This window comes from Gordonia sp. VNK21 (genome assembly GCF_046098115.1).
GTDB lineage: Bacteria > Actinomycetota > Actinomycetes > Mycobacteriales > Mycobacteriaceae > Gordonia.
The window spans coordinates 16,049-36,396 of sequence record NZ_JBJURU010000011.1; the positions used below are offsets into that span (position 1 = coordinate 16,049).

Genomic DNA, 20,348 nt, shown 5'->3' on the forward strand with positions numbered 1-20,348 from the left:
CGCCGCGATGAGGATCCTGCTGGCCGACGACGACGAGAAGATCGCCGAGACGGTACGGCGGATCCTCGTCTCCGAAGGCTGGAACGTCGACGTGGTGCACGACGGGATCAGCGCCCTCGACCGGCTCGCCGGGCACACCTACGACGTGATCGTCCTCGACATCATGATGCCCGGCCGCAACGGCTACGAGGTGGTCCGGGACCTGCGCCGACTGCAGGTCTGGACGCCGGTGCTGATGCTCACCGCCAAGGACGGCGAATACGACCAGGCCGAGGCCCTCGACTTCGGCGCCGACGACTATCTGACCAAACCGTTCTCGTTCGTCGTGCTGCTGGCCCGGCTGCGGGCGCTGGCCCGCCGCGGGGCGCCGGAACGGCCGGCCGCACTGACCGCCGGCGATCTGACGGTGGACCCCGCCGCCCACCTGGCGCGGCGCGGTGACACCGTGCTGGACCTGACCCCGCGCGAATTCGCCGTCCTCGAATACCTGGTGCGCAACAAGGGCCTCGCGCTCACCCGGGCCACGATCGTCGACGCCGTCTGGGAGGACGGCTTCTCCGGCTCGGACAAGATCGTCGAGGTCTACGTGAGCTATCTGCGCCAGCGGGTGGACGTGCCCTTCGGCCGCCAGGCGATCCAGACGGTGCGCGGCGTCGGCTACCGGCTGGACCCGGACGGCGGCTGACGGCCGCTGACAGGCTCAGCCGAAGGTGCGCGGGGTGTCACTGATCGGCAGGGTGAGCAGCATGGTGGTGCCGGACGCGGTGGGGGCCACCCGCACCGAACCGCCGTGCGCCTGAGCGATTTCGGTGACGATCGCCAGTCCCAGCCCCGAACCGCCGGTCCGGCGTTCACGGGCGTCGTCGAGTCGCACGAACCGTTCGAAGACCCGCTCGCGGTCCGCCTCCGGGATACCGGGGCCGTCGTCGGACACCGAGACCGTCACCTCACGCCGCTCCTCGTCGACCGCCATCGTCACGGCGACCGCCGAGTCGGCGTGCACGACGGCGTTGTCGGCCAGGTTCCGCAGCGCCCGCGTGAGCTGCGCATGGTCGCCGCGGATCCGCGCCGCCGCGATGTCGGCATCCACCCGCAGCGTGGTGGTCCGGCGCAGCCGGCTCACCTCCCCGCCGACGATGTCGTCGAGGTCGATCTCCGTCTCCGACTTGGGCACGCCGTGCTCGTCCGCGCGGGCCAGGAACAGCAGGTCGGCGACGAGCTGCTGCAACTGCAGCGACTCCGGCAGCAGCAGGGTGCGCACCGTGTCGGCGTCGATGCCGGCATCGGTGCCGGCGGCGAATTCGACGATGCCCAGAATCGAGGTGAGCGGACTGTTCAGCTCGTGGGAGGCGTCGTTGACGAACTGCGACTGCTCGGCCCGCGCCCGCTCGACCCGGGCGAGCATCTCGTTCATGGTGGTGGCCAGCGCGGCGATCTCGTCGTCGGCCTCGGGGACCGGCAGCCGGCGGGACAGGTCGCCGCCGGTGATCTCGGCGGCCTCGGCGCGGATGTCCTCCACGGACTGCAGCGCCCGGGAGGCGAAACGGTAGGTGAGCAGGCCGACGATCAGCACGACCACCGGAAAGACCAAGCAGCACATGGTGATCACGGTGATCACCGTCTGGTCGATGGGGCGGGACTGGAAGGCGACCACCACGGTCAGGTCGCCGTCGTCGGGGGTGGCGGCGCCGAGCACCGTGGAACGGTAGTCGCCGCCGGCCGGGCCGGCCGACACGTGCTCGAGCACGCCGGGGGCGGTCGGGTTGGCCAGGGCGTCGTCGACGGCCGTCGACGAACTGCGCAGCACGGTGCCGTCGCCGTCGATCACCTGGATGACGTCGATGTCGCCGGCGGGCATGAGCATCGCCGGACTCACCGCGCTCAGGCCGCCGGCGGTGAGCGAATCGGCGATCTGCTGCGCACGGTCGGTGCCGGCGGTGTCGGCCGAGCGGGTCAGCAGATGGTGCAGCACCACGGCCATCGACACCCCGGCGATGGTGAGCGCCACCGCCACGAGCAGGGAGGAGACCAGGGTCAACTGGAAGCGGACAGTCCGGACCCGTCGGGGCGCCGGAGTGCCGTCAGCGCTCATTCTCCGGGCGCAACGTCGATCTTGATCACGTGACCCAGCGTTGCCGGGATGTCGAACCGGGTCAAGCCGACGAGCTGGTAGTCCTCATCGGTGATCGAGACGTCGACGGCCGCCCCGGGCACGATGCCGGCGCGCACGAGTCCGGAGGCGAGCTCGGCGTCGTCCTGCGCCTCCTCGGAGATCGAGTGCACGGTGGCCCGGACGGTGGAGCCGGGCGGACCCAGGTGCGTCAGGCACACCGGCTCGCGCTGTCCCTCGCCGCCGACGTCGATGCCGAGTTCGTCGAGCCCGGGCACCGGATTGCCCCACGGGGAGCGGCGCGGATCGTCGAGCCGCTCGATGATGGCCTGCTCGGTGGCGGCGTCGATCAGGGTGTCCCACTTGGCGGCCTGCAGATGTGCCTGATGGGCGGACAGGTGCAGGACGTCGGTCAGCAGCCGTTCGGCGAGCCGGTGGCGGCGGACCAGGACGATCGCCTCCCGTTCCCCGAGCTCGGTGAGTTCGAGGTTGCGGTACCGGCCGGTCCCGAACTGCACCAGACCGCTGCCGACCATGCGGTTGACGGTCTGGGTGACCGTCGGACGGGACAACCCCAGACGTTCGCTGATGCGGGCGCGGCGCACCGGGATGCCGTCTTCCCGGAGCTGGTAGATGATGCGGAGAAAGGCGCCGGCGGTGGGCGTCACCGTGGCCATCGGCAGGCACCCCCGATTCGCGTCCACCTCTGCATTGGCTGCACGGTACTGGGTTTCCAGAGGCGCTGGTAGCGGCCTTAAGCAGCGGTTAAGCATTGCCGGGACGCGGGATCCGGGCGTCCGGCGGCGACGTGTTCTCGGACACTTCGGACAGGTTCGCGGGCCGGGCGGTACTACTGTGACGCGAGGCAGGCGTCGCACTCGCGATCACCACGGATGAACGGCAGGAACCGGCAGAGATGCTCGTGCTCGCGGAAGGCACCGGGTCGATCATCAGTCAGATGCTCGGCAGCACCCTGATCGGGGTTCGCGAAGGCCTCGAAGCCGGGGTGGTGGTGATGGTGCTGATCGCCTTCGCCACCAAATCGGGCCGGACCGACGCGCTCAAATGGATCTGGGCCGGCGTCGCCGCCGCCATCGCCCTGACCCTCGGCACCTTCGTCGTCCTGCAGCTCGGCACGTCCACCATCTCCGGACGCACCGCCGAACTCATCGAAGGGGTGGCCTCACTGGCCGCGGTCGGCATCGTCACCTACATGCTCATCTGGCTCCGCAAGGCCGCCGACCACATGTCCGGCGACCTCAAATCGGGGCTGGCCGAGGCCCTCGAGATCGGCAGCGCCGCGATCTTCTCCCTCGCCTTCCTGGCGGTGGGACGCGAAGGTGCGGAGACGGCGCTGCTGATGGTCGGCTACGCCGAGAGCACCTCAGGCGGGGTGTGGCCGCTGATCGGGCTGCTGCTGGGCTTTCTGATCGCGGCGCTGGTGACCGCCCTGCTCTACTACGGCGCGGTGCGCATCGACTTCGGCAAGTTCTTCACCTACACAGGGCTGTTCCTGATCGTGGTCGCCGCCGGCATCCTGGCGCACGGTGTGCACGCGCTGCAGGAGTACGGCTGGCTGCCGGGGCCCGACGCCATCGCCTACGACATCAGCGGTTCCTACGATCCGTCGTTCTGGTACGGCTCCATCCTCACCGGGATCTTCAACATCCCGGCAACCCCGACCTGGCTGCAGGTGATCGTCTGGTTGCTGTATCTGGCGGTGGTCACGCCCGTCTTCCTGCTGCGCGGCCGCAAGCGGCATCCGGCGCCGGTTCTCAGCGGGCGCAGTCCACGCAGACGGTGGACGGGATGATCCCGGCCTTCTGCAGGTAGCCGAAGGCCACGCAGCCCAGGCAGAGCCCGAACGCGAACTCGAGGAAGGCGGCGACCACCAGGGCGCCGGTGACGATCTGCGCGGCCAGGCCCAGCCCGGTCAGCGACAGGATCAGGGCGGTGCCGGAGAAGGCCAGCCCCACCGCCTGAGCGAAGCGCTTCGGCGGTCCGGCAACGAGCTTCTCCTTCTTCCACACCTGCGGCACGATCACGTGCACCGCCAGCCTGCCGAACGGCGAATACCGCGGCCCGCCGGCCACGCGCAGAGCGAAGCCGGCCGCCAGCACGGCGTAGAGCCACCACTGGTTCACCGCGATCGCCGCGACGGCCAGCACGATCACCAGCCCGGCGGTCGAGCGCGCGGCGTAGTCGTTCACCGGATTCGGGAAGACGAAGGCCCGGCGCCAGCCGGTGGCCGGTGCGGAGGCGTCGACGGTGATCGACGTATCGGCCTGGGAGAACAGAGACTGGCTCACGTTTCCCGAGTCTAGAGAGCGCCCGCCGCGCCGACGAGGGTTGGGCTCACGCTGCGTCGAAGTCGGCGATCACCGCCAGTACGGCCTCGCCGTACTTGTCGGCCTTGGCCTGTCCGATCCCGGAGACGGTGAGCAGCTCGTCGAGGCTGCCCGGACGCACCTGGGCCAGGGCTTCGAGGGTCTTGTTGGCGAAGACCGTGTACGCCGGAGCGTCGGCCTCCTTGGCCACGGCCGCCCGCCAGCGGCGCAGCGCCTCGAACAGGGCGCCGTCCTCGCCGGACAGTTCGGTGGCGGTCCGTTTGGCGCCCGACGACGACCGGGACCGCACCCGCTTCGCCTCCTCGCGCAGGATCACGGTCTGCCGGCCGCCGAGCACGGCAGCCGAGGCCTCCGTCAGGGTGAGCACCCCGTAGTCGCCGTGCGGGGCCAGCAGGCCCTGCGCGATCAGCTGCCGGATGACGCCCTTCCAGGCGTTGGCGTCGAGCTCGGTGCCGATACCGTAGGTGGAGAGCCGGTCGTGCCCGAACTGCTCGATCCGCTGATTCGACCTGCCGAGCAGGATGTCGATCAGATGGCCGGCGCCGTAACGCTGGCCGTTCCATTCGCGGTCCAGCCGCCACACGGTGCTGAGCACCTTCTGCGAAGCCACCGTCCCGTCCCAGGTGGCCGGCGGGTTCAGGCAGGTGTCGCAGTTGCCGCAGGGCTCGATCTCCTGCCCGAAGTAGCGCAGCAGCTGCACCCGCCGGCAGGTGGCCGTCTCGCACAGCGCCAGCATGGCGTCGAGCAGCCGCCCCTGCGCCATCCGGTGAGCCTGGTCGCCGTCGGACATGTCGATCAGCCGGCGCTGCTGGACCACGTCGGCCAGGCCGTAGGCCATCCACGCCACCGACGGCAGTCCGTCGCGCCCGGCGCGGCCGGTCTCCTGGTAGTAGCCCTCCACGCTCTTGGGCAGGTCGACGTGCGCCACGAAACGCACATCGGGTTTGTCGATCCCCATCCCGAAGGCGATGGTCGCGACCACCACCACGCCGTCCTCGCGCAGGAACCGGCGCAGGGTGCGTTCGCGTACCTGCGCGTCCAGGCCGGCGTGATAGGGCATGGCGTCGATCCCGTTGGCGCACAGGAACTGTGCGATCTTCTCGACGCTGTTGCGGCTGAGCGCATAGACGATGCCGGTGAGTGCGGTGTCGCCGGCGAAGCCCTCGGCGCGGATGAACTCGAGCAGCTGCTGCTGCACCCTGTCCTTCGGTTCGATCCGGTAGCTGATGTTGGGCCGGTCGAAGCTGGCGACGAAGTGCCGGGCGTTCTCCAGGTGCAGCCGCTCGGTGATCTCCGTGTGGGTGCGCTCGGTGGCCGTTGCCGTCAGCGCGATCCGCGGCACCTGCGGCCACAGCTCGGCCAGCTCGCCGAGAGCCAGATAGTCGGGCCGGAAGTCGTGACCCCACTGGGAGACGCAGTGCGCCTCGTCGATGGCGATCAGCGCGATGGTGCCGCGGCCGAGTAACTGCCGGGTGGCCGGCTGGCTGAGCCGCTCCGGTGCCACGTACAGCAGGTCCAGCTGCCCGGACAGGAAGGCGCGTTCCACCTCGGCGCGCTCCTCGGGCAGCTGGGTGGAGTTCAGATAGGCCGCGCTCACCCCGAGCTGGCGCAGCGCGCCCACCTGGTCGGCCATCAGCGCGATCAGTGGGGAGACGACGATCGCGCAGCCCTCGCGCACCAGCGCCGGCACCTGATAGCAGAGCGATTTGCCGCCGCCGGTGGGCATCAGCACCACGGCGTCGCCGCCGTCGACGACCTGGCGGATGATCTGTTCCTGATCACCGCGGAAGTCGGTGTAGCCGAAGACCTTCCGCAGCACCTCGTACTGGTCGGGCACGGCGCTCAGTGCTGTTCGTCGTCGGGCAGCTTCTCCTGCTCCACCGGGTCGACGGCGCGTTCCACCTCGGCGTGCCGGGCGGCCCGCGCCGCATCGCGCATCTCGAATCCGTCGGTCACCAGCTCACCGATCTCGCGGGCCACGTCGGCGACCGCGGTGGTGATGATGGACGCGATCGAGCCGACCCGGGTCGCGGTGTTCTCCACCGCGACCTGCAGCAGATCCTTGTTGCGTTCCAGACGTCCCACCATGGGGGCGACTCTACCCGTCCGCGCGGGTCAGGCGGCCTCGGTGGCGCTGCCGCTCCGCTCGATGTTGACCACCAGGTCGTTGTCGTCGCGGGTCATCCAGTTCGGCAGCGAGAGCTTGGCGATCTTCTTCCAGGTGGAGCCGAGCTGGCCGCGCAGCGAGCCGGTGTTGTACGGCAGGCCGTACTTGTGGCAGAGCTCGCGGACCTCCACCGCCATCTCCGGGTAGCGGTTGGCCGGCACGTCCGGGAACAGGTGGTGCTCGATCTGGTGCGACAGGTTGCCGCTCATGATGTGGAAGAGCGGGGTGCCGTCGATGTTCGCCGAGCCGAGCATCTGGCGCAGGTACCACTCGCCGCGGGTCTCGTTCTGGCAGTCCTCGGCGGCAAAGGTCTGCGCGCCGGTGGGGAAGTGGCCGCAGAAGATGATCGAGAAGGCCCAGAGGTTGCGGATCAGGTTGGCGCCGGCGTTGCCGACCAGGGTGGAGACGAAGAACGGCCCGGTCAGCGCCGGCCAGATCACGTAGTCCTTGGCCACCTGGCGGCTGGCCTTGCGCCACATGCCGCGCAGCAGACCCTTGATGTCCGACCACTTGCGTCTGCCGGCGATCACGTTCTCGGCCTCGAGGTCGTGGAGCATGACGCCCCACTCGAACAGCAGCATCAGGGCGGTCGCGTACCCCAGGTTGCCCAGGAAGTAGGGGTTCCACTTCTGGTCCCGGTCCATCCGCAGGATGCCGTAGCCCACGTCGCGGTCCTCGCCGACGATGTTGGTGAAGGTGTGATGCAGGTAGTTGTGGCTGTGCTTCCACTGCTCGCCGGGCACCACGTTGTCCCAGTCGAATTCACGCGAGTTGTACGTGTCCTCGCGCATCCAGTCGTACTGGCCGTGCATCACGTTGTGGCCGATCTCCATGTTGTCGAGGATCTTGGCGAGTCCCAGGGAGGCCACTCCGGCCAGCCAGACCGGCGGGATGAACGGGGCGAACATCATCGCCCGGCCGGCGAACTCCAGCTTCCGCTGGGCGCCGATGATGCCGTAGATGTAGTCGCGATCGGACTGTCCCAGGTCGGCGACGATGCGCTGTCTGAGTTCATCGAGCTCACGGCCGAGCTGCTCGACCTGCTCGGCGGTCAGGGTGACCTCGGTGATCTTCTCCGGTGCGGCGGCCGGAGCCGGTGCGCTGCGGAAGTATTCGCTGATGTTGACGGCCATGATCAAACCTCGATTTCGACGTCGCCGACGGGGGCGTTGACACAGATCTGGATGTGCTGATCGGGCTCGGAGTCGAGTTCCCCGGTCAGGATGTTGCGGGTGCAGCCCGACGTGCGGACCTTGGTGCAGGAGAAGCAGATGCCCATGCGGCAGCCGAACTCGGGGTTCAGGCCGGCGTTCTCGGCCTGCTCGAGAAGGGTGCGGCCGTCGTTGGGCGCCTCGGTTCCCGAGGCGGTGAACGCGACAGTGCCGGTGACCGGCTCGTTCGGGTCGAGCACCGGCGCCGTGTCGACGGTGAACGCCTCGCTGTGCAGTCGTCCGGTCAGGCCGGCGCGGTCGGCGTAGTCGCGGACGGCCGACATCAGCGACGACGGGCCGCAGAGGAAGATCTCGGCGTCGCCGGCGCCGGTGAGGGCGGCGAGATGCTCGTCGGTGAACCGGCCGTCGGCGTCGGTGCGGGTGTAGTGCAGGTGCAGCCGCACATTCGGCACGGTGCGGGCGATCGCCTCGAGTTCGACGCGGTACGCCAGGTCGGCCTCGGTGCGGGCGTAGTGCACGAAGTCGATCGGCCCGTCGTAGTGTTCAGCGACCAGTGTACGCAGCATTGAGATTACGGGTGTAATGCCACTTCCACCGCTGACGAGGACCACCGAAGCGGGGCGGATCGCGGGCAGGGTGAACTCGCCCGCGGCGGCCGAGATGGTCAGTACGTCGCCGACCGCCGCGTTCTCGCGCAGGTGCGTGGAGACGAAGCCGCCGTCATGGGCGGTGACGGTCAGCTCGATCTGTCCGCGGTCCTTCTCGGCTCCGGCCGGGGAGAAGTAGCGGCGGTGCCGGACGCCATCGATAATCACGCTGACCTCGATGTATTGTCCGGCAACGTGGCCGTCCCAGCCGCGCGTGGGCTGCAGGTGCACGGTAACGGTGCGGTCGGTGCGGCGGGTGACATGGGTGATCTGTGCGCGGTGTTCGCGCCAGGTGAGCATCGGGGAGACGAACTCGAGGTAGCGGTCCACCGGGTAGGGGGTGGCGGTGGCTTCGACGAGACTGGTGACGAGAGATTTCAGACGTGAGGCCATCGATCTCCTCCTTCGGCCGTGTGCGGGCTTTCAGTGAACGGCTGTACACTAAGAACGATGACACATGCGGGCGCGGGATCGCAAGGAGATCAGGTGTGTCGGCGGTCACCGATTAGACTGCTCGGTGTGACCCCGTCGACCGATTCAGCAGGTACTTCGCGCCGGTCGTCGCGGCGCGGTCGGTCCGACGACAAGGGCGTGCGGGCCGAGAAGAAGGAACAGACGCGGCAGGCGCTGCTCGACACGACCGTGGACCTGGTGGACGAGCGTTCCTTCGGCAGCATCTCGCTGCGCGAGGTGGCCCGCGGCGCCGGCATCGTGCCGACCGCCTTCTACCGGCACTTCGCCTCCATGGAGGACCTGGGGGTGACGCTGGTAGAGGACTCCATGCGGGTGCTGCGCCGGGCACTGCGCGAGGGCCGCCGCGATCTGGCCGGCCGGGGGATGCCCACCGCCCGCGAGTCCATCGCCACCCTGCTACGTCACGTGCACGCCGACGAGGCCAAGTTTCGCTTCCTGATCCGCGAGCAGCACGGCGGGGTGGCCGAGGTCCGGCGCGCGATCAACACCGAGCTGCGGCTGTTCGCCCGGGAACTGGCCATCGACCTGGCGCGGGTGCCGGCGCTGGCCGAATGGGACTCCGACGACCTGGAGGTGGCCGCCGAGCTGATCGTGGCGGTGTTCATGACCACCGTGGCCGAACTGCTCGACGGCGACGGCCGGCAGGCCACCGAGCGCGCGCTGGTCGCGCGCGCCGAGAAACAGCTCGCCATGGTCTTCCTCGGCATGGGGCAGTGGCGGCCCGGAAACTGACGAATGTCGGTGGCCCGGGGGGAGGATCGAGCGATGACGACGAACGGGAGGCGCCATGACGGAGGCCGGTTCCGGCGCGGACGGACGGATCGGCGCGCAGTTCGGGCCGTATCGGCTCGACGCGCTGCTCGGACGCGGCGGCATGGGTGAGGTGTATCGCGCCTACGACACTCAGCGCGACCGCGAGGTGGCGCTCAAGCTGCTGAGCCAGCGCGCCGTGGACGACGGCACCTTCGCCGAGCGGTTCCGCCGGGAATGCCAGACGGTGGCCCGGCTCGGTGAACCGCACATCATCCCGATCCACGACTTCGGGGAGATCGACGGGACGCTCTACCTGGACATGCGCCTGGTGGAGGGGCAGACGCTGCGGGGGTTGCTCGAACAGTCCGGCCCGCTGCCGGCCGACGAGGCGGTGGCCTTCGCCGAACAGGTGGCGCAGGCGCTCGACGCCGCACACACCGCAGGTCTGGTGCACCGCGACGTGAAGCCGGAGAACATCCTGGTCACCGCGAACCGCTTCGCCTACCTGGTGGATTTCGGCCTGGTGCACCAGGCCGCCGACGTGCACCTGACCCGCACCGGCACCGCGATCGGCTCGATGGCCTATATGGCGCCCGAGCAGTTCGACGATGCACCCGTCTCGCCGGCGTCGGACGTCTACGCCCTCGCGGCGGTGCTCTTCCAGATGCTCACCGGCCGCACCCCGCATCCCGGGGAGTCGGTCAGTTCCATCGTGCGGGCGGTGGTGCTCAACGACGTGCCTCCTCCGAGCAGCCTGAACCCGGCGGTGCCGGCCGCCCTCGATCCGGTGCTGGCCCGCGGTCTGGCCAAGGACCCGCAGCAGCGTTTCGCCTCGGCCGGCGAGCTGGCGGCCGCGGCCCGGTCGGCGCTGACCGGGGCGGCTCCGGCCGGTCCCACGGTTCCGTTCGCCACCGGCGCCGGCGGCCCCGCCTACGACCCGACCACCGTCGGCCGGCCGGCGATCTCGCAACCGCTGGGCTACGGTTCGGGGCCGGTGCCGCCGAGCGGTCCGGTGTATCCGGTCGGCTACCCGCCGGCCGCGCCTCCGCCCGAACCGAAGGGCAACGGCACGCAATGGGTCCTGGTGGGACTGATCGCGCTGCTGGTGCTGGCCCTGGCCGGACTCGGCATCTACTACTTCGGCTTCCGCGACTCCGGCTCGGACCAGAAGACCGCGGCCGGACCGTCGTCGACGACGACGATCACCAGCACCATCACTCCCATCAGCAGTACGCCGGCAGCGCCGCCGCCCGGTTCGAGCCCGTGCAGCACCTACGAGGGCGTGGGCACCGCAGAAACGACATGCCCGTTCGCGGCGGCGGTGCGTGCGGCGTATGCGAGTTCGGGGCCGTGGGGACAAGCGCGCACGGTGCGGGCGACCAGCCCGGTCACCCACAGGGAATACGAGATGGCCTGCATGCCATCCGGACGAATGATCGTCTGCACTGGGGGCGACAACGCCGTGGTACATATCTACTGATTTCGGACTGCAGGAAGGAGGCGACCGTTGAGTTCAGACGGCCGTGTGGGGCAATCGTCGAGACCTCGGGTCGGTACGACGTTCGGTCCATATCGCCTAGACGTGCTGCTGGGTCGCGGCGGGATGGGCGAGGTCTATCGGGCCTACGACAGTCAACGCGACCGCGAGGTGGCGCTGAAGATCCTCGGCGGCACGGGTCACGACGACGGGACCTTTGCCCGCCGGTTCCGCCGCGAGTGCCAAGTGGTGGCGAGGCTGGGAGAGCCGCACATCATTCCCATTCACGACTACGGCGAGATCGACGGGACTCTGTATCTCGACATGCGCCTGGTCAACGGCGAAGACCTCGGGTCTGTCCTCCAGAACCAGGGGCCGATGGATCCCCGCCGTGCGGTGGGCGTCATCAAGCAGGTCGCCGCGGCGCTGGACGCGGCGCACTCCGCCGACATCGTTCACCGCGATGTGAAGCCCGCAAACGTTCTGCTCACGGTCGACGACTTCGTCTACCTGGTGGATTTCGGTATCGCCAGGCAAGGGTCCGAAGCCGACACCCGGCTCACCCAAACCGGCACGACCGTCGGTTCCACGCGATACATGGCACCCGAGCAGTTCGACGGGAAGCCCGCTACGCCTGCCTCCGATATCTACGCGCTGTCCGCGGTTCTGTACGAACTCGTCACCGGAGTGGCCGCACACAGTGGCGGTACCGTCAGCGAGATCGTGAGGTCGGTCGTCCTCGGCGGAACCCGCCCGGCGAGCTCTGTTCGCCAAGGCATCCCGGCCGCGCTCGACGGGGTGATCAGTCGAGGTCTCGACATCGATCCGGCACGGCGATTCTCAACCGCGGGAGAGTTCGCTCGGGCGGCGGAAGGGGCGCTGCAGAACGGCACATCGGCACCCACGATGATCGCGCCCGGGGCAGTACCCCCGATGCCGAAGACAGTGGTCGGGGGACCCGACTACCCATCGGATGCACCTGTTGGCCCGTCCCCTGAGGTCGGAAGGCCGGCGTTCATAGATCCGAGTCAGCCAGTCCAGCAGGCGCAGTCGTCGGGGCACGCCAGGAACAGTGCGCTGGTGCCGATTCTGGCGACCCTGGCCGTGCTTATCGTGGCCGCGGCTGTCGTCGCGATCGTTTTCATCGTGAGCGGACGGGACTCCGAGTCCGGAGAAGCCGCGGTGGCAGCCGAGTCGACGTCGCCCGCGGAATCCGCGACCACATCCGATGCGGCGACGCCGCAGGATAACGGCCGAGCAGAAGAAGCGCCGCAGACGGTCACGACGACGGCTGCGCCGGAGCCGCAGAGCGAACTGCCGCTCGGAACCGGGTTGCAGATAGACCACAGCATGAACTGCGGCTACGGCGTTTCGCAGGCGGTGTTCGTGGGGACACGGTCCGACGGGGGCGAAACCAGTTGTGTGTTCGCCACGGGGGTCGGCAACGCGCTCAACAACCGTCCGGTCCCGGCGAGCAGGTCCGTCGAGCAAACCATCACTGCACCTAGCAAAGGCGGCGACCTGCAGAGCGTGAGGTGCAGAGCTGCTCAGGACGGTGCGCGGAGGCCGCTCTGGAAGTGCGTCGGCGGCATCTCCGGTAACGCTGTCGTCTACGTGTACCCGCGCTCATGATCAGGGGCATCGGAATCATCGCCGCGTGCGGACTGATCGGGGCCGCGACCGTGGGTTGCAGTGATCCGGAAAGTGGTTCACGTGCGAATTCCGCGACGGAGACCGTCTATGTGACGCCGTCTGCGCCTGAATCGTCGACGGTCGACAGTTCGACCGGTGCAACGACGGGCCGCGGTTGCCCGGCGCCCGTCGTCGCGCTCGATCCCGGTCACAATGCGGTCGAGACCAATGAGTTCGACCCTGTCACAGGCGTTTTGATGCGCGACTATCCCAACGGTGCCGAAGACCGCGATGCCGTGGACGTGGCCACTGCGGTAAAGACGGATCTGGAGGCTTCGGGCTACAAGGTCGTCATCGTGAAGCCGACGGCGGCGAGCGACGTGACGTACCGGGAACGGGTGACGCGTGCGGAGAAAGCCGGCGCTGACATCGGCGTCAGCATTCACACCTACACGAACGATCATCGGATCTTCGTCCAAAGGGTCGGACTGTATCGCTCAGGAACCGGTGCTGACGGTGCCCCGCACACCGTCACCTTCGAAGACGCAGCGGTCGCTAAGAAGAGCCAGAAGTACGCCGCCGCCATTGCGTCGGCGCGAACCGGGGCCGAAGGCCGGGAGGTGAGTGTGACCGATAACAGCTTCGACGGCCGCGCGCCGCTGTGGGGAGGCAATATCCCTGTGATCTCGCTGATCTCGGACAAGGTGCCGTGGGTCTACAGCGAATTCGGTACTGCCGCTGGTGGCGGTTCGACACCGATTGGCGCTGCGGGTGTTGAAACGTACGCCCAGGGGTTGGCTGCCGGAATCAAGGACGCCGTGCCGAACACCTGCCGCTGATTCGCGACGAGCCTCGACGAGGCGGTGGCGATGGCGCTTTGCCGGATTGCTCCGGATTTCGGTCACGACCTGGCAACACTGTCCGCTCGAATTCCCTGCCGGTGTTGGCTGCCCCCACACCCTCGCTTAGTGTGACTCTTGTTAATGGTGTGACTAAAGGGGTTTGTGTGAAAGCGCTTCGACGTGGGCTGGTCACCTTCGGTACGGCGGCGGTCGTCGTCGGCACGGTGCTCGGGGCGGGCGCGGCCGGTGCCGTACCGCTGCCGGCGTTGCCGGCCCTGCCCAACGGCAGTCTGGGGCAACCGCCCGCCTCCAAGGCACAGCTGAACAAGAGCTTCAAGAAGCTCTCGTCGTCGATGGCCAAGAAGAACCCGGGACGGATCGGCATTGCGATCACCGCCGGCGGCGGCGACTCGGCGCTCTCGTTCGGCTCGCTGAAATCCGCGCGGGCGTGGTCCACCCTCAAGGTGCCGGTCTCGATCGCCGCCCAGCGCCGCAACGGCACGGAGGTGCGTCCTCAGCAGATCAAGGCGATCACCCTGTCCGACAACGACGCCGCCGAAGCCCTGTGGGCCTCGCTCGGCGGCAACCGGGCCGCGGTGACCGCGGTGACCGGAGTGCTCCGGGACGGCCACGACTCGATCACGCGTGTCTCCTCGCAGCTCGACTCTCCGCCGAGCTTCCCCGGATACACCGACTGGAAACTCACCAGCCAGTCGATCTTCGCGGCCAACCTGCCGTGTGTCCCGGGCAGCAGCGAGGTGCTGGGCCTGATGGGCCGGGTCGGCGGCAATCAGCAGTGGGGCGTGGCCAAACCGAAGACCCGCGGGGTGACCTCGGCGGTCAAAGGGGGCTGGGGCCCGCGATCGGACGCCACCGGCAAGTACGTGGTCCGCCAGCTGGCGGTGATCACCACCCCGCGCGGCACGCTGGGCGTCTCACTGGCGGCCGAACCGGCGAGCGGGAGCCTGGGCGACGGCACCGCCATGCTCGACCGGCTCGGCAAGTGGGTGCTGAGCAACCTGGGCAAGCTCCCGGCCGGAACCTGCGTCGGCGTGCCCACCGCGGCTCAGAACGCGAAACCCGAACCCGAGCAGGCCCAGCCGGAAGAGGCCCAGCCGCAAGCCCAGCAGCCGCAAGCGGCCCAGCCGGAGACCGCCGAACCGGACCCGGCCGCGCAGGTGCAGCCCGCACCCGCCGCCCAGGTGCGTCCGGCGGCTCAGTAGGCGGCGAGCAGCAGCGCGATCGCCGTGGCGGTGCGCCGGATCTCCTCGGGGTCGACGCTCTCGTCGGGCGCGTGGATCCGGCACTGCGGCTCCTCCACGCCGAGCAGGGCGATCTCCGCCTCCGGCACGGTCTCGGCGAGCACCGTGCACAGCGGGATGGAACCGCCCTGACCGGACTGCACCACGCGGGCGCCGTCGTAGGCGCGCTCGAGCGCGGCGGACAGCAACTGGTAGCCGGGGCCGTCGGTGCGGGCCGCGAACGGCGCGCCCATCGCATCCCGGTCGATCTCCACGTGGCAGTGCCAGGGCACGCTGCGCTGCAACTGGCCGGCCAGCGCCTCGTACGCGGTCTCCGGTGCCAGGCCCGGCGGGATCCGCAGATTCAGCATGGCCGAGGCCTCCGGAACGATCGCATTGCCCGCCTCGGCGGTGCCCGGGGCGTCGATCCCGATGACCGTCACCGCCGGCCGCGACCAGGTCATGTCGGCGGGGGTGCCGTTGCCGAGCACCCAGACGCCGGGCAGCACGCCCGCGTCGGCGCGGAACCGGTCGATGGGGTATTCGGCGCCGGACCACTCCGCTTCGGTGCTCAGACCCTCGATGGTGGTGTCGCCGTCGGCGTTGCGCAGGGTGGCCAGGGCGGCGATCAGTGCGGCCATCGCATCCGGTGCCGCACCGCCGAACTGGCCGGAATGCACGGCGGTCTCCAGGGCGCGCACGGTGACCTTCACATTCACCACGCCGCGCAGGCTGGTGGTCAGCGTCGGCACGCCGGCCTCGATGTTGCCGGTGTCGGTGATCAGGATCAGATCGGCGTCGAAGAGTTCCGGGCGCTGCCGCACCAGATCGTCGAGACCGGCACCACCGGCCTCCTCGGAACCCTCCACGATCACCCGGATCCCGCAGCCGAGCTCGTCGCCGACCGCCCGCAGCGCGGTCAGGTGGGCCACCAGATTGCCTTTGCAGTCGGCGGCGCCCCGGCCGTACCACCGGCCGTCACGCTCGGTGAGCGTGAACGGGGCCGACTGCCACAGCGATCGGTCGCCGGCGGGCTGAACGTCGTGATGACTGTAGAGCGCCACGGTGCGCCCGCCCGGCGGCGCGGGCCGATGTCCGACGACCGCCCGCGATCCGTCGGAGGTGACGACGACCTCCGCGGGAATCCCGGCCTCGGTGAACGCCCGGGCCACCCACTCGGCGCTGTCGATGCACGCCTGTGCCGCGGACGGGTCGTTGTGCACCGAGGCGAAGGCGACGGCCTCGGCCAGATCGGCCCGGGCACGGCCCATCAGGCCGGTGACTCGGCTGCTCAGTTCTGCATCGCTCATGCACTCAGCATGGCACGCCGGCTCACCGGTCGAAGCTCGCGTGCATCTCCCAGTACAGAAGTTCGGCGTCGCGATCGGCGGTCACGGTCAGCGGGCCGGCATCGGTGGTGCGCAGAGCGTCGCCCTCACCGAGAGTTCCGGCGCCGTCGACGGTGACGCTGCCTCCGGTCACGAAGAGGTGACCGAAGGGAGCGCCCGGCAGGGTGACGGTGCGGCCGGCAGGCGGACGCGCGATGTGCAGCGCCGCATAGCGGTTCGCGATGTCCAGCGCCCCGCTGCCGGCGTGCTCGGCCCGCCCGGAGGCGACCACCACCGGCTCGCCGGCGGCGAGGGCGGCGGTGAAGTCGGCCTCGGTCTGATCGGGCGGCAGCCCGTCGGCGTGCGGGGCCACCCACATCTGGATCACCCGCAGCGCAGTGCCCTCGGCGCGGCTCGCGGCATTGCCCTCCGAGTGGGCGATACCGGTCCCGGCCCGCATCCGGCCCAGCGTTCCGGGCGTGAGCACGCCCTCCCGGCCGCCGGAATCACGGTGGCGCACAGCCCCGTCCACCACCCAGGTGAGGATCTCCATGTTCTGGTGCTGGTGGGTGTCGAGGCCTTCGCCGGCGTCGACCACATCGTCGTTGTGCACCAGCAGAACCCCGTGGGCGTTGCCGAACAGGTCGTAGTTGCCGGTCGCCGGGAACGACTGCCGGGAGCTGAGCCATGCGTTGGCCCAGTGCAGGCGGTCGGCGGCGGGGATCACCTGCAGCGTGGTCATTGCTGCTCCTTCTGGTCGAGATGGGCATCGAGGCGGGCCAGCAGGCCGGTCAGGGTACGGCCCTCCTGCGCGGTGAAGGCCTCGATGAACAGTCGCTGCACCTGGGCCAGATGGCCGACGGCGGCGTCGGCGAAGGCCGACGCCCCCTCGTCGGTGAGGACCGCGAAGGAGCCGCGCCGGTCGGCGGCGGCGCGCTCGCGGCGGACCCAGCCGCGCCGGCAGAGCACATCGATCTGGTAGGTCAGGCGGGAGGCGGAGAAGACCATCCGCTCGGACAGCTCCTTCATGCGCAGCCGGTGCTGCGGCGCCTCGGTGAGCAGCAGCAGGACGTGATAGTCGGCCAGCGACATCCCGGCATCGCAGCGAAGCTGCTCGTCGACCGCGGTGGAGAGCCGGGTGGAGGTCTCGATGAACCTGCGCCAGGCCTCCTCACGCGGATCGGCGGCGCTCACCGCGGCACGTGCGGCATCAGGGCGTTCGGCGGCACGACGCCGAGCCGGCCCGCCTGGAAGTCTTCGATCGCCTCGACGAGTTGCTGGCGGGTGTTCATCACGAACGGTCCGTACTGGACCACCGGTTCGCGGATCGGCTGCCCGCCCAGCAGCAGCACCTCCATGGCCGGCCGGTGTGCGTCCTGGCCGGCGTCGGCGGTCACGGTGATCCGGTCGCCGGTGCCGAGCACGGCCAGCTGTCCACCCGCGATGGGGCGGCCTTCGGCGCCGACGGTGCCGCGGCCGGAGAGCACGTAGACCAGGGCGTTGAAGTCGGGCCGCCACGGCACCGACAGGGCGGCGCCGGGGGCGATGCTCGCGTGGGCGAAGGTGATCGGGGTGTGGGTGGCGCCGGGACCGGTGTGGCCGTCGATGCCCCCGGCGATCACCCGGACCAGGGCGCCGGCGTCGTCGCTGGTGAGCAGTGCGGCTTGCGGGCCCTCCAGATTCTGATACTTCGGGGTGAGGAACTTGTCCTTGGCCGGCAGGTTCACCCACAGCTGGATGCCGTGGAAGGCGCCGCCGGATTCGACGAGCTCGGCCGGCGGGGTCTCGATGTGCAGGATGCCCGCGCCCGCGGTCATCCACTGGGTGGCGCCGTTCTCGATCAGCCCTCCGCCACCGGTGGAGTCCTGGTGCTCGAACCGGCCGTCGATCATGTAGGTGACCGTCTCGAAGCCGCGGTGCGGGTGCCAGTCGGTGCCGCGGGGTTCGCCGGGCTGGTACTCCACCTCGCCCATCTGATCCATGTGCACAAACGGGTCCAGGGCGGCGGCCGGGACCCCGGCGAAGGCGCGGACCACCGGAAATCCCTCGCCCTCGTAGCCGCGCGGGCCGGTGGTCAGCGAGACGACACGCCGTTCGACGTCCTCGGGACGGGCGGGGCTCACCCGGGGCAGGGTGAGCGTGTCGGCGGTGATGGCAGGCATGTTGCCTCCTTAATTGCTTCAGATTTGAAGTATTTCAGCAGTCACAACGCGGCGTCAACCTGTCCTATTCCCCGCATCTGACAACGACAGACGTCATAATCCGTGTTATGGCTATGTACGCCCCCGGTGAGGGCTCGCCCCGAGAACGGCAACGGCTGCGCAAGCTCGCGCAGGCCGCCATGAACGCCGACCAGACCGTCGACCAGATGGAGTCGATCCTCAGCGAGATCGGCCCGGTGCTCGCTGGAATGAGCGGCACCATGGGCGATCTGGACAACACCATCGTCAAACTCGAGGCCTCCCTCGACCATCTGGGGACCTCGCTGAACTCGGTGGACGAGACCGTGGCGCGGATGGGTGCGGTGGTGGGCCGTCTGGAACTGGTCGTCGACCGGGTGGAATCTCTGGTGGGCGTCGCCGAACTGGCCCTGCGGCCGCTCGGCGCACTCGAATCCGCCGGCCGCGAGGTGAGCCGCGGGGTGATCGGATTCCTGGGATTCGGCGGGTCGCACAGCTGACGCGCCGCTACGGTGGGGACGTCGGAACCGATCCATCGTAGGAGGCGCAGATGACCCAGAACGAGAACGATTCGATCCCCGCCCGCTATCTCGCTGAACTCTTCGGCACCTTCTGGCTGGTCTTCGGCGGTTGCGGCAGTGCCGTTTTCGCCGCCAAGGTGCTGACCGACGACGGTGCGACCCCCATCCAGATGGGCATCGGCTTCGCCGGCGTCGCCCTGGCCTTCGGTCTGACCGTCCTGACCATGGTCTACGCCGTCGGTCACATCTCCGGCGGCCACTTCAACCCGGCGGTGTCGCTCGGGGCGGCCGTGGCCGGCCGGATCGCCTGGAAAGACGTTCCCGGATACTGGATCTCACAGGTGGTCGGCGGTCTGCTCGCCGGCGGTGCGATCTACCTGATCGCCAGTGGCAAGGACGGATTCGAGGCCACCGGCAACATGGCCGCCAACGGCTACGGTGATCACTCCCCGAACGGCTACGCGCTCGGTTCGGTGCTGCTCGCCGAGATCATCCTGACCGCGTTCTTCGTCATCATCATCCTCGGCGCCACGCACGGCCGTGCCCCGAAGGGCTTCGCCGGCATCGCGATCGGCTTCGCGCTCACCCTGATTCACCTGATCTCCATCCCCATCTCCAACACCTCGGTGAATCCGGCCCGCTCGACCGGCGTGGCCTTCTACAACGGCAACGGCGCGCCGGGACAGCTGTGGGTGTTCTGGCTGGCGCCGTTGGTCGGCGGACTCATCGGTGGCCTGATCTTCCCGCTGCTGTGGGAGCGCTTCCCGTTCGCGAAGGCCGCCGACGAATCGTGAGACACTGGCACCGACTGCAGTATCCAACGCAAGAGTGGAGTATCGGCCGGTGAAGAGTCAGACTCGTACACTGCGCGGCACCCGGGGCCGCACCATCGTCTACGACGTTCACGAACCCGACGGTGACGCGGTGGGCGTGGTCTTCCTGGTGCACGGTCTCGGCGAGCACGCCGGGCGGTACACGGAGGTGGTGCGCCGGCTCACCGACGCCGGCTACCTGGTGGTGGCGCCCGATCACGCCGGTCACGGCCGATCCACCGGGACCCCGCGCGATGTGCACGACTTCTCCGACTTCACCGACGATCTGGGCCGGGTGATCTCGGCGGTCGGCACCGGCGGGCTGCCGGTCTTCCTGCTCGGGCACTCGATGGGCGGGGCCATCGCCCTGAGTTACACACTCGACCACCAGGACCAGGTCGACGGCCTGGTGCTGTCCGGTCCGGCGCTGGTGCCCGGTGAGGACATGCCGCCGCTGCTGGTGGCGGCCGCGCCGATCGTCGGCCGGCTGCTGCCGCGGATACCGTCGGCCGACCTCTCGGCGGCCGCACTGAGCCGCGACCCGGAGGTGGTGGCCGCCTACGAGGCCGACCCGCTGGGCTGGCACGGCAAGATCCCCGCCGGACTGGGCGGGGCCCTGGTCGCGGAGATGAACACCTTCCCCG

Annotated in this window: 21 protein-coding genes; 10 read left to right on the forward strand and 11 right to left on the reverse strand. The window is 69.4% G+C overall.

The features are described 5' to 3' along the window. The first annotated feature begins 7 nt into the window (after positions 1-7). Complete coding sequence (locus ACJMNC_RS12995) at positions 8-685, forward strand: response regulator transcription factor (protein ID WP_408948379.1); 678 nt, start codon at positions 8-10, stop codon at positions 683-685. A gap of 15 nt (positions 686-700) precedes the next feature. On the opposite strand, the gene ACJMNC_RS13000 is transcribed toward ACJMNC_RS12995, so the two are convergent. Continuing rightward, complete coding sequence (locus ACJMNC_RS13000; RefSeq protein ID WP_408948380.1) at positions 701-2,092, reverse strand: ATP-binding protein; 1,392 nt, start codon at positions 2,090-2,092, stop codon at positions 701-703. Then, positions 2,089-2,787 (reverse strand): metal-dependent transcriptional regulator, encoded by a 699-nt coding sequence (locus ACJMNC_RS13005; protein WP_408948381.1) that lies wholly within the window; start codon positions 2,785-2,787, stop codon positions 2,089-2,091. The genes ACJMNC_RS13000 and ACJMNC_RS13005 overlap by 4 nt, the downstream gene beginning before the upstream one ends. A 239-nt stretch (positions 2,788-3,026) precedes the next feature. On the opposite strand from ACJMNC_RS13005, the gene efeU reads away from it, so the two are divergent. After that, entirely contained in the window at positions 3,027-3,923 is an 897-nt protein-coding gene (gene efeU / locus ACJMNC_RS13010) for an iron uptake transporter permease EfeU (protein WP_408948382.1), read from the forward strand. Here the strand turns inward: efeU and ACJMNC_RS13015 are convergent. The 5 genes from ACJMNC_RS13015 to ACJMNC_RS13035 all read right to left on the reverse strand — a co-directional run bounded on the left by ACJMNC_RS13015 (position 3,886) and on the right by ACJMNC_RS13035 (position 8,837). Continuing rightward, positions 3,886-4,383 carry a DUF4395 domain-containing protein gene (locus ACJMNC_RS13015; RefSeq protein WP_408948554.1) on the reverse strand — a complete coding sequence of 166 codons (498 nt, stop codon included), beginning with the start codon at positions 4,381-4,383 and terminating at the stop codon, positions 3,886-3,888. The two genes, efeU and ACJMNC_RS13015, sit on opposite strands and share 38 nt — an antisense overlap. 82 nt (positions 4,384-4,465) lie before the next feature. Continuing rightward, positions 4,466-6,295, reverse strand: a complete 1,830-nt coding sequence (recQ, locus tag ACJMNC_RS13020; protein ID WP_408948383.1) for a DNA helicase RecQ — start codon at positions 6,293-6,295, stop codon at positions 4,466-4,468. Positions 6,296-6,300: 5 nt separating this feature from the next. Then, the gene (locus tag ACJMNC_RS13025; protein WP_408948384.1) at positions 6,301-6,546 is read right to left on the reverse strand and encodes a hypothetical protein; all 246 of its coding nucleotides are present in this window, start codon (positions 6,544-6,546) and stop codon (positions 6,301-6,303) included. 27 nt (positions 6,547-6,573) lie between these two features. Continuing rightward, entirely contained in the window at positions 6,574-7,758 is a 1,185-nt protein-coding gene (locus ACJMNC_RS13030) for a fatty acid desaturase family protein (protein WP_408948385.1), read from the reverse strand. A 2-nt stretch (positions 7,759-7,760) separates the two neighbouring features. Next, positions 7,761-8,837, reverse strand: a complete 1,077-nt coding sequence (locus ACJMNC_RS13035) for a ferredoxin reductase (RefSeq protein WP_408948386.1) — start codon at positions 8,835-8,837, stop codon at positions 7,761-7,763. A gap of 126 nt (positions 8,838-8,963) precedes the next feature. Between ACJMNC_RS13035 and ACJMNC_RS13040 the strand changes: the two genes are divergently transcribed. From ACJMNC_RS13040 to ACJMNC_RS13060, 5 genes are all read left to right on the forward strand, one after another. Beyond that, a complete protein-coding gene (locus tag ACJMNC_RS13040; protein ID WP_408948387.1) occupies positions 8,964-9,650 on the forward strand; it encodes a TetR family transcriptional regulator in 687 nt (228 codons plus the stop codon). Between the two features lie 55 nt (positions 9,651-9,705). Then, positions 9,706-11,151, forward strand: coding sequence for a serine/threonine-protein kinase (locus ACJMNC_RS13045; protein ID WP_408948388.1), 1,446 nt, complete (start codon positions 9,706-9,708; stop codon positions 11,149-11,151). A gap of 102 nt (positions 11,152-11,253) precedes the next feature. Continuing rightward, positions 11,254-12,780, forward strand: coding sequence for a protein kinase domain-containing protein (locus tag ACJMNC_RS13050; protein WP_408948389.1), 1,527 nt, complete (start codon positions 11,254-11,256; stop codon positions 12,778-12,780). Continuing rightward, on the forward strand, positions 12,777-13,619 hold the full coding sequence (locus ACJMNC_RS13055; RefSeq protein WP_408948390.1) for an N-acetylmuramoyl-L-alanine amidase: 843 nt from the start codon (positions 12,777-12,779) through the stop codon (positions 13,617-13,619). The genes ACJMNC_RS13050 and ACJMNC_RS13055 overlap by 4 nt, the downstream gene beginning before the upstream one ends. Positions 13,620-13,786: 167 nt before the next feature. Continuing rightward, a complete protein-coding gene (locus ACJMNC_RS13060; protein ID WP_408948391.1) occupies positions 13,787-14,845 on the forward strand; it encodes a hypothetical protein in 1,059 nt (352 codons plus the stop codon). Here ACJMNC_RS13060 and ACJMNC_RS13065 read toward each other — a convergent pair. From ACJMNC_RS13065 to ACJMNC_RS13080, 4 genes are read right to left on the reverse strand one after another with little or no spacing between them, the layout of a single operon-like run. Then, a complete protein-coding gene (locus ACJMNC_RS13065; protein WP_408948392.1) occupies positions 14,839-16,173 on the reverse strand; it encodes a dipeptidase in 1,335 nt (444 codons plus the stop codon). The genes ACJMNC_RS13060 and ACJMNC_RS13065 overlap by 7 nt on opposite strands. A gap of 22 nt (positions 16,174-16,195) precedes the next feature. After that, positions 16,196-16,933 carry a pirin family protein gene (locus tag ACJMNC_RS13070; RefSeq protein WP_408948393.1) on the reverse strand — a complete coding sequence of 246 codons (738 nt, stop codon included), beginning with the start codon at positions 16,931-16,933 and terminating at the stop codon, positions 16,196-16,198. Beyond that, positions 16,930-17,385 carry a MarR family winged helix-turn-helix transcriptional regulator gene (locus tag ACJMNC_RS13075; protein ID WP_408948394.1) on the reverse strand — a complete coding sequence of 152 codons (456 nt, stop codon included), beginning with the start codon at positions 17,383-17,385 and terminating at the stop codon, positions 16,930-16,932. The genes ACJMNC_RS13070 and ACJMNC_RS13075 overlap by 4 nt, the downstream gene beginning before the upstream one ends. Then, positions 17,382-18,353: a pirin family protein gene (locus ACJMNC_RS13080; RefSeq protein WP_408948395.1), complete on the reverse strand. Its 972-nt coding sequence runs from the start codon at positions 18,351-18,353 to the stop codon at positions 17,382-17,384. Before ACJMNC_RS13080 ends, ACJMNC_RS13075 begins: the two co-directional genes overlap by 4 nt. Positions 18,354-18,466: 113 nt before the next feature. Here ACJMNC_RS13080 and ACJMNC_RS13085 point away from each other — a divergent pair, with 113 nt between their 5' ends. From ACJMNC_RS13085 to ACJMNC_RS13095, 3 genes are all read left to right on the forward strand, one after another. Next, complete coding sequence (locus tag ACJMNC_RS13085) at positions 18,467-18,871, forward strand: hypothetical protein (protein ID WP_408948555.1); 405 nt, start codon at positions 18,467-18,469, stop codon at positions 18,869-18,871. A 50-nt stretch (positions 18,872-18,921) separates the two neighbouring features. Next, positions 18,922-19,686 (forward strand): aquaporin Z, encoded by a 765-nt coding sequence (aqpZ, locus tag ACJMNC_RS13090; RefSeq protein WP_408948396.1) that lies wholly within the window; start codon positions 18,922-18,924, stop codon positions 19,684-19,686. Positions 19,687-19,735: 49 nt separating this feature from the next. Beyond that, a partial coding sequence (locus tag ACJMNC_RS13095; protein WP_408948397.1) for a lysophospholipase occupies positions 19,736-20,348 on the forward strand: 613 nt, incomplete at its 3' end.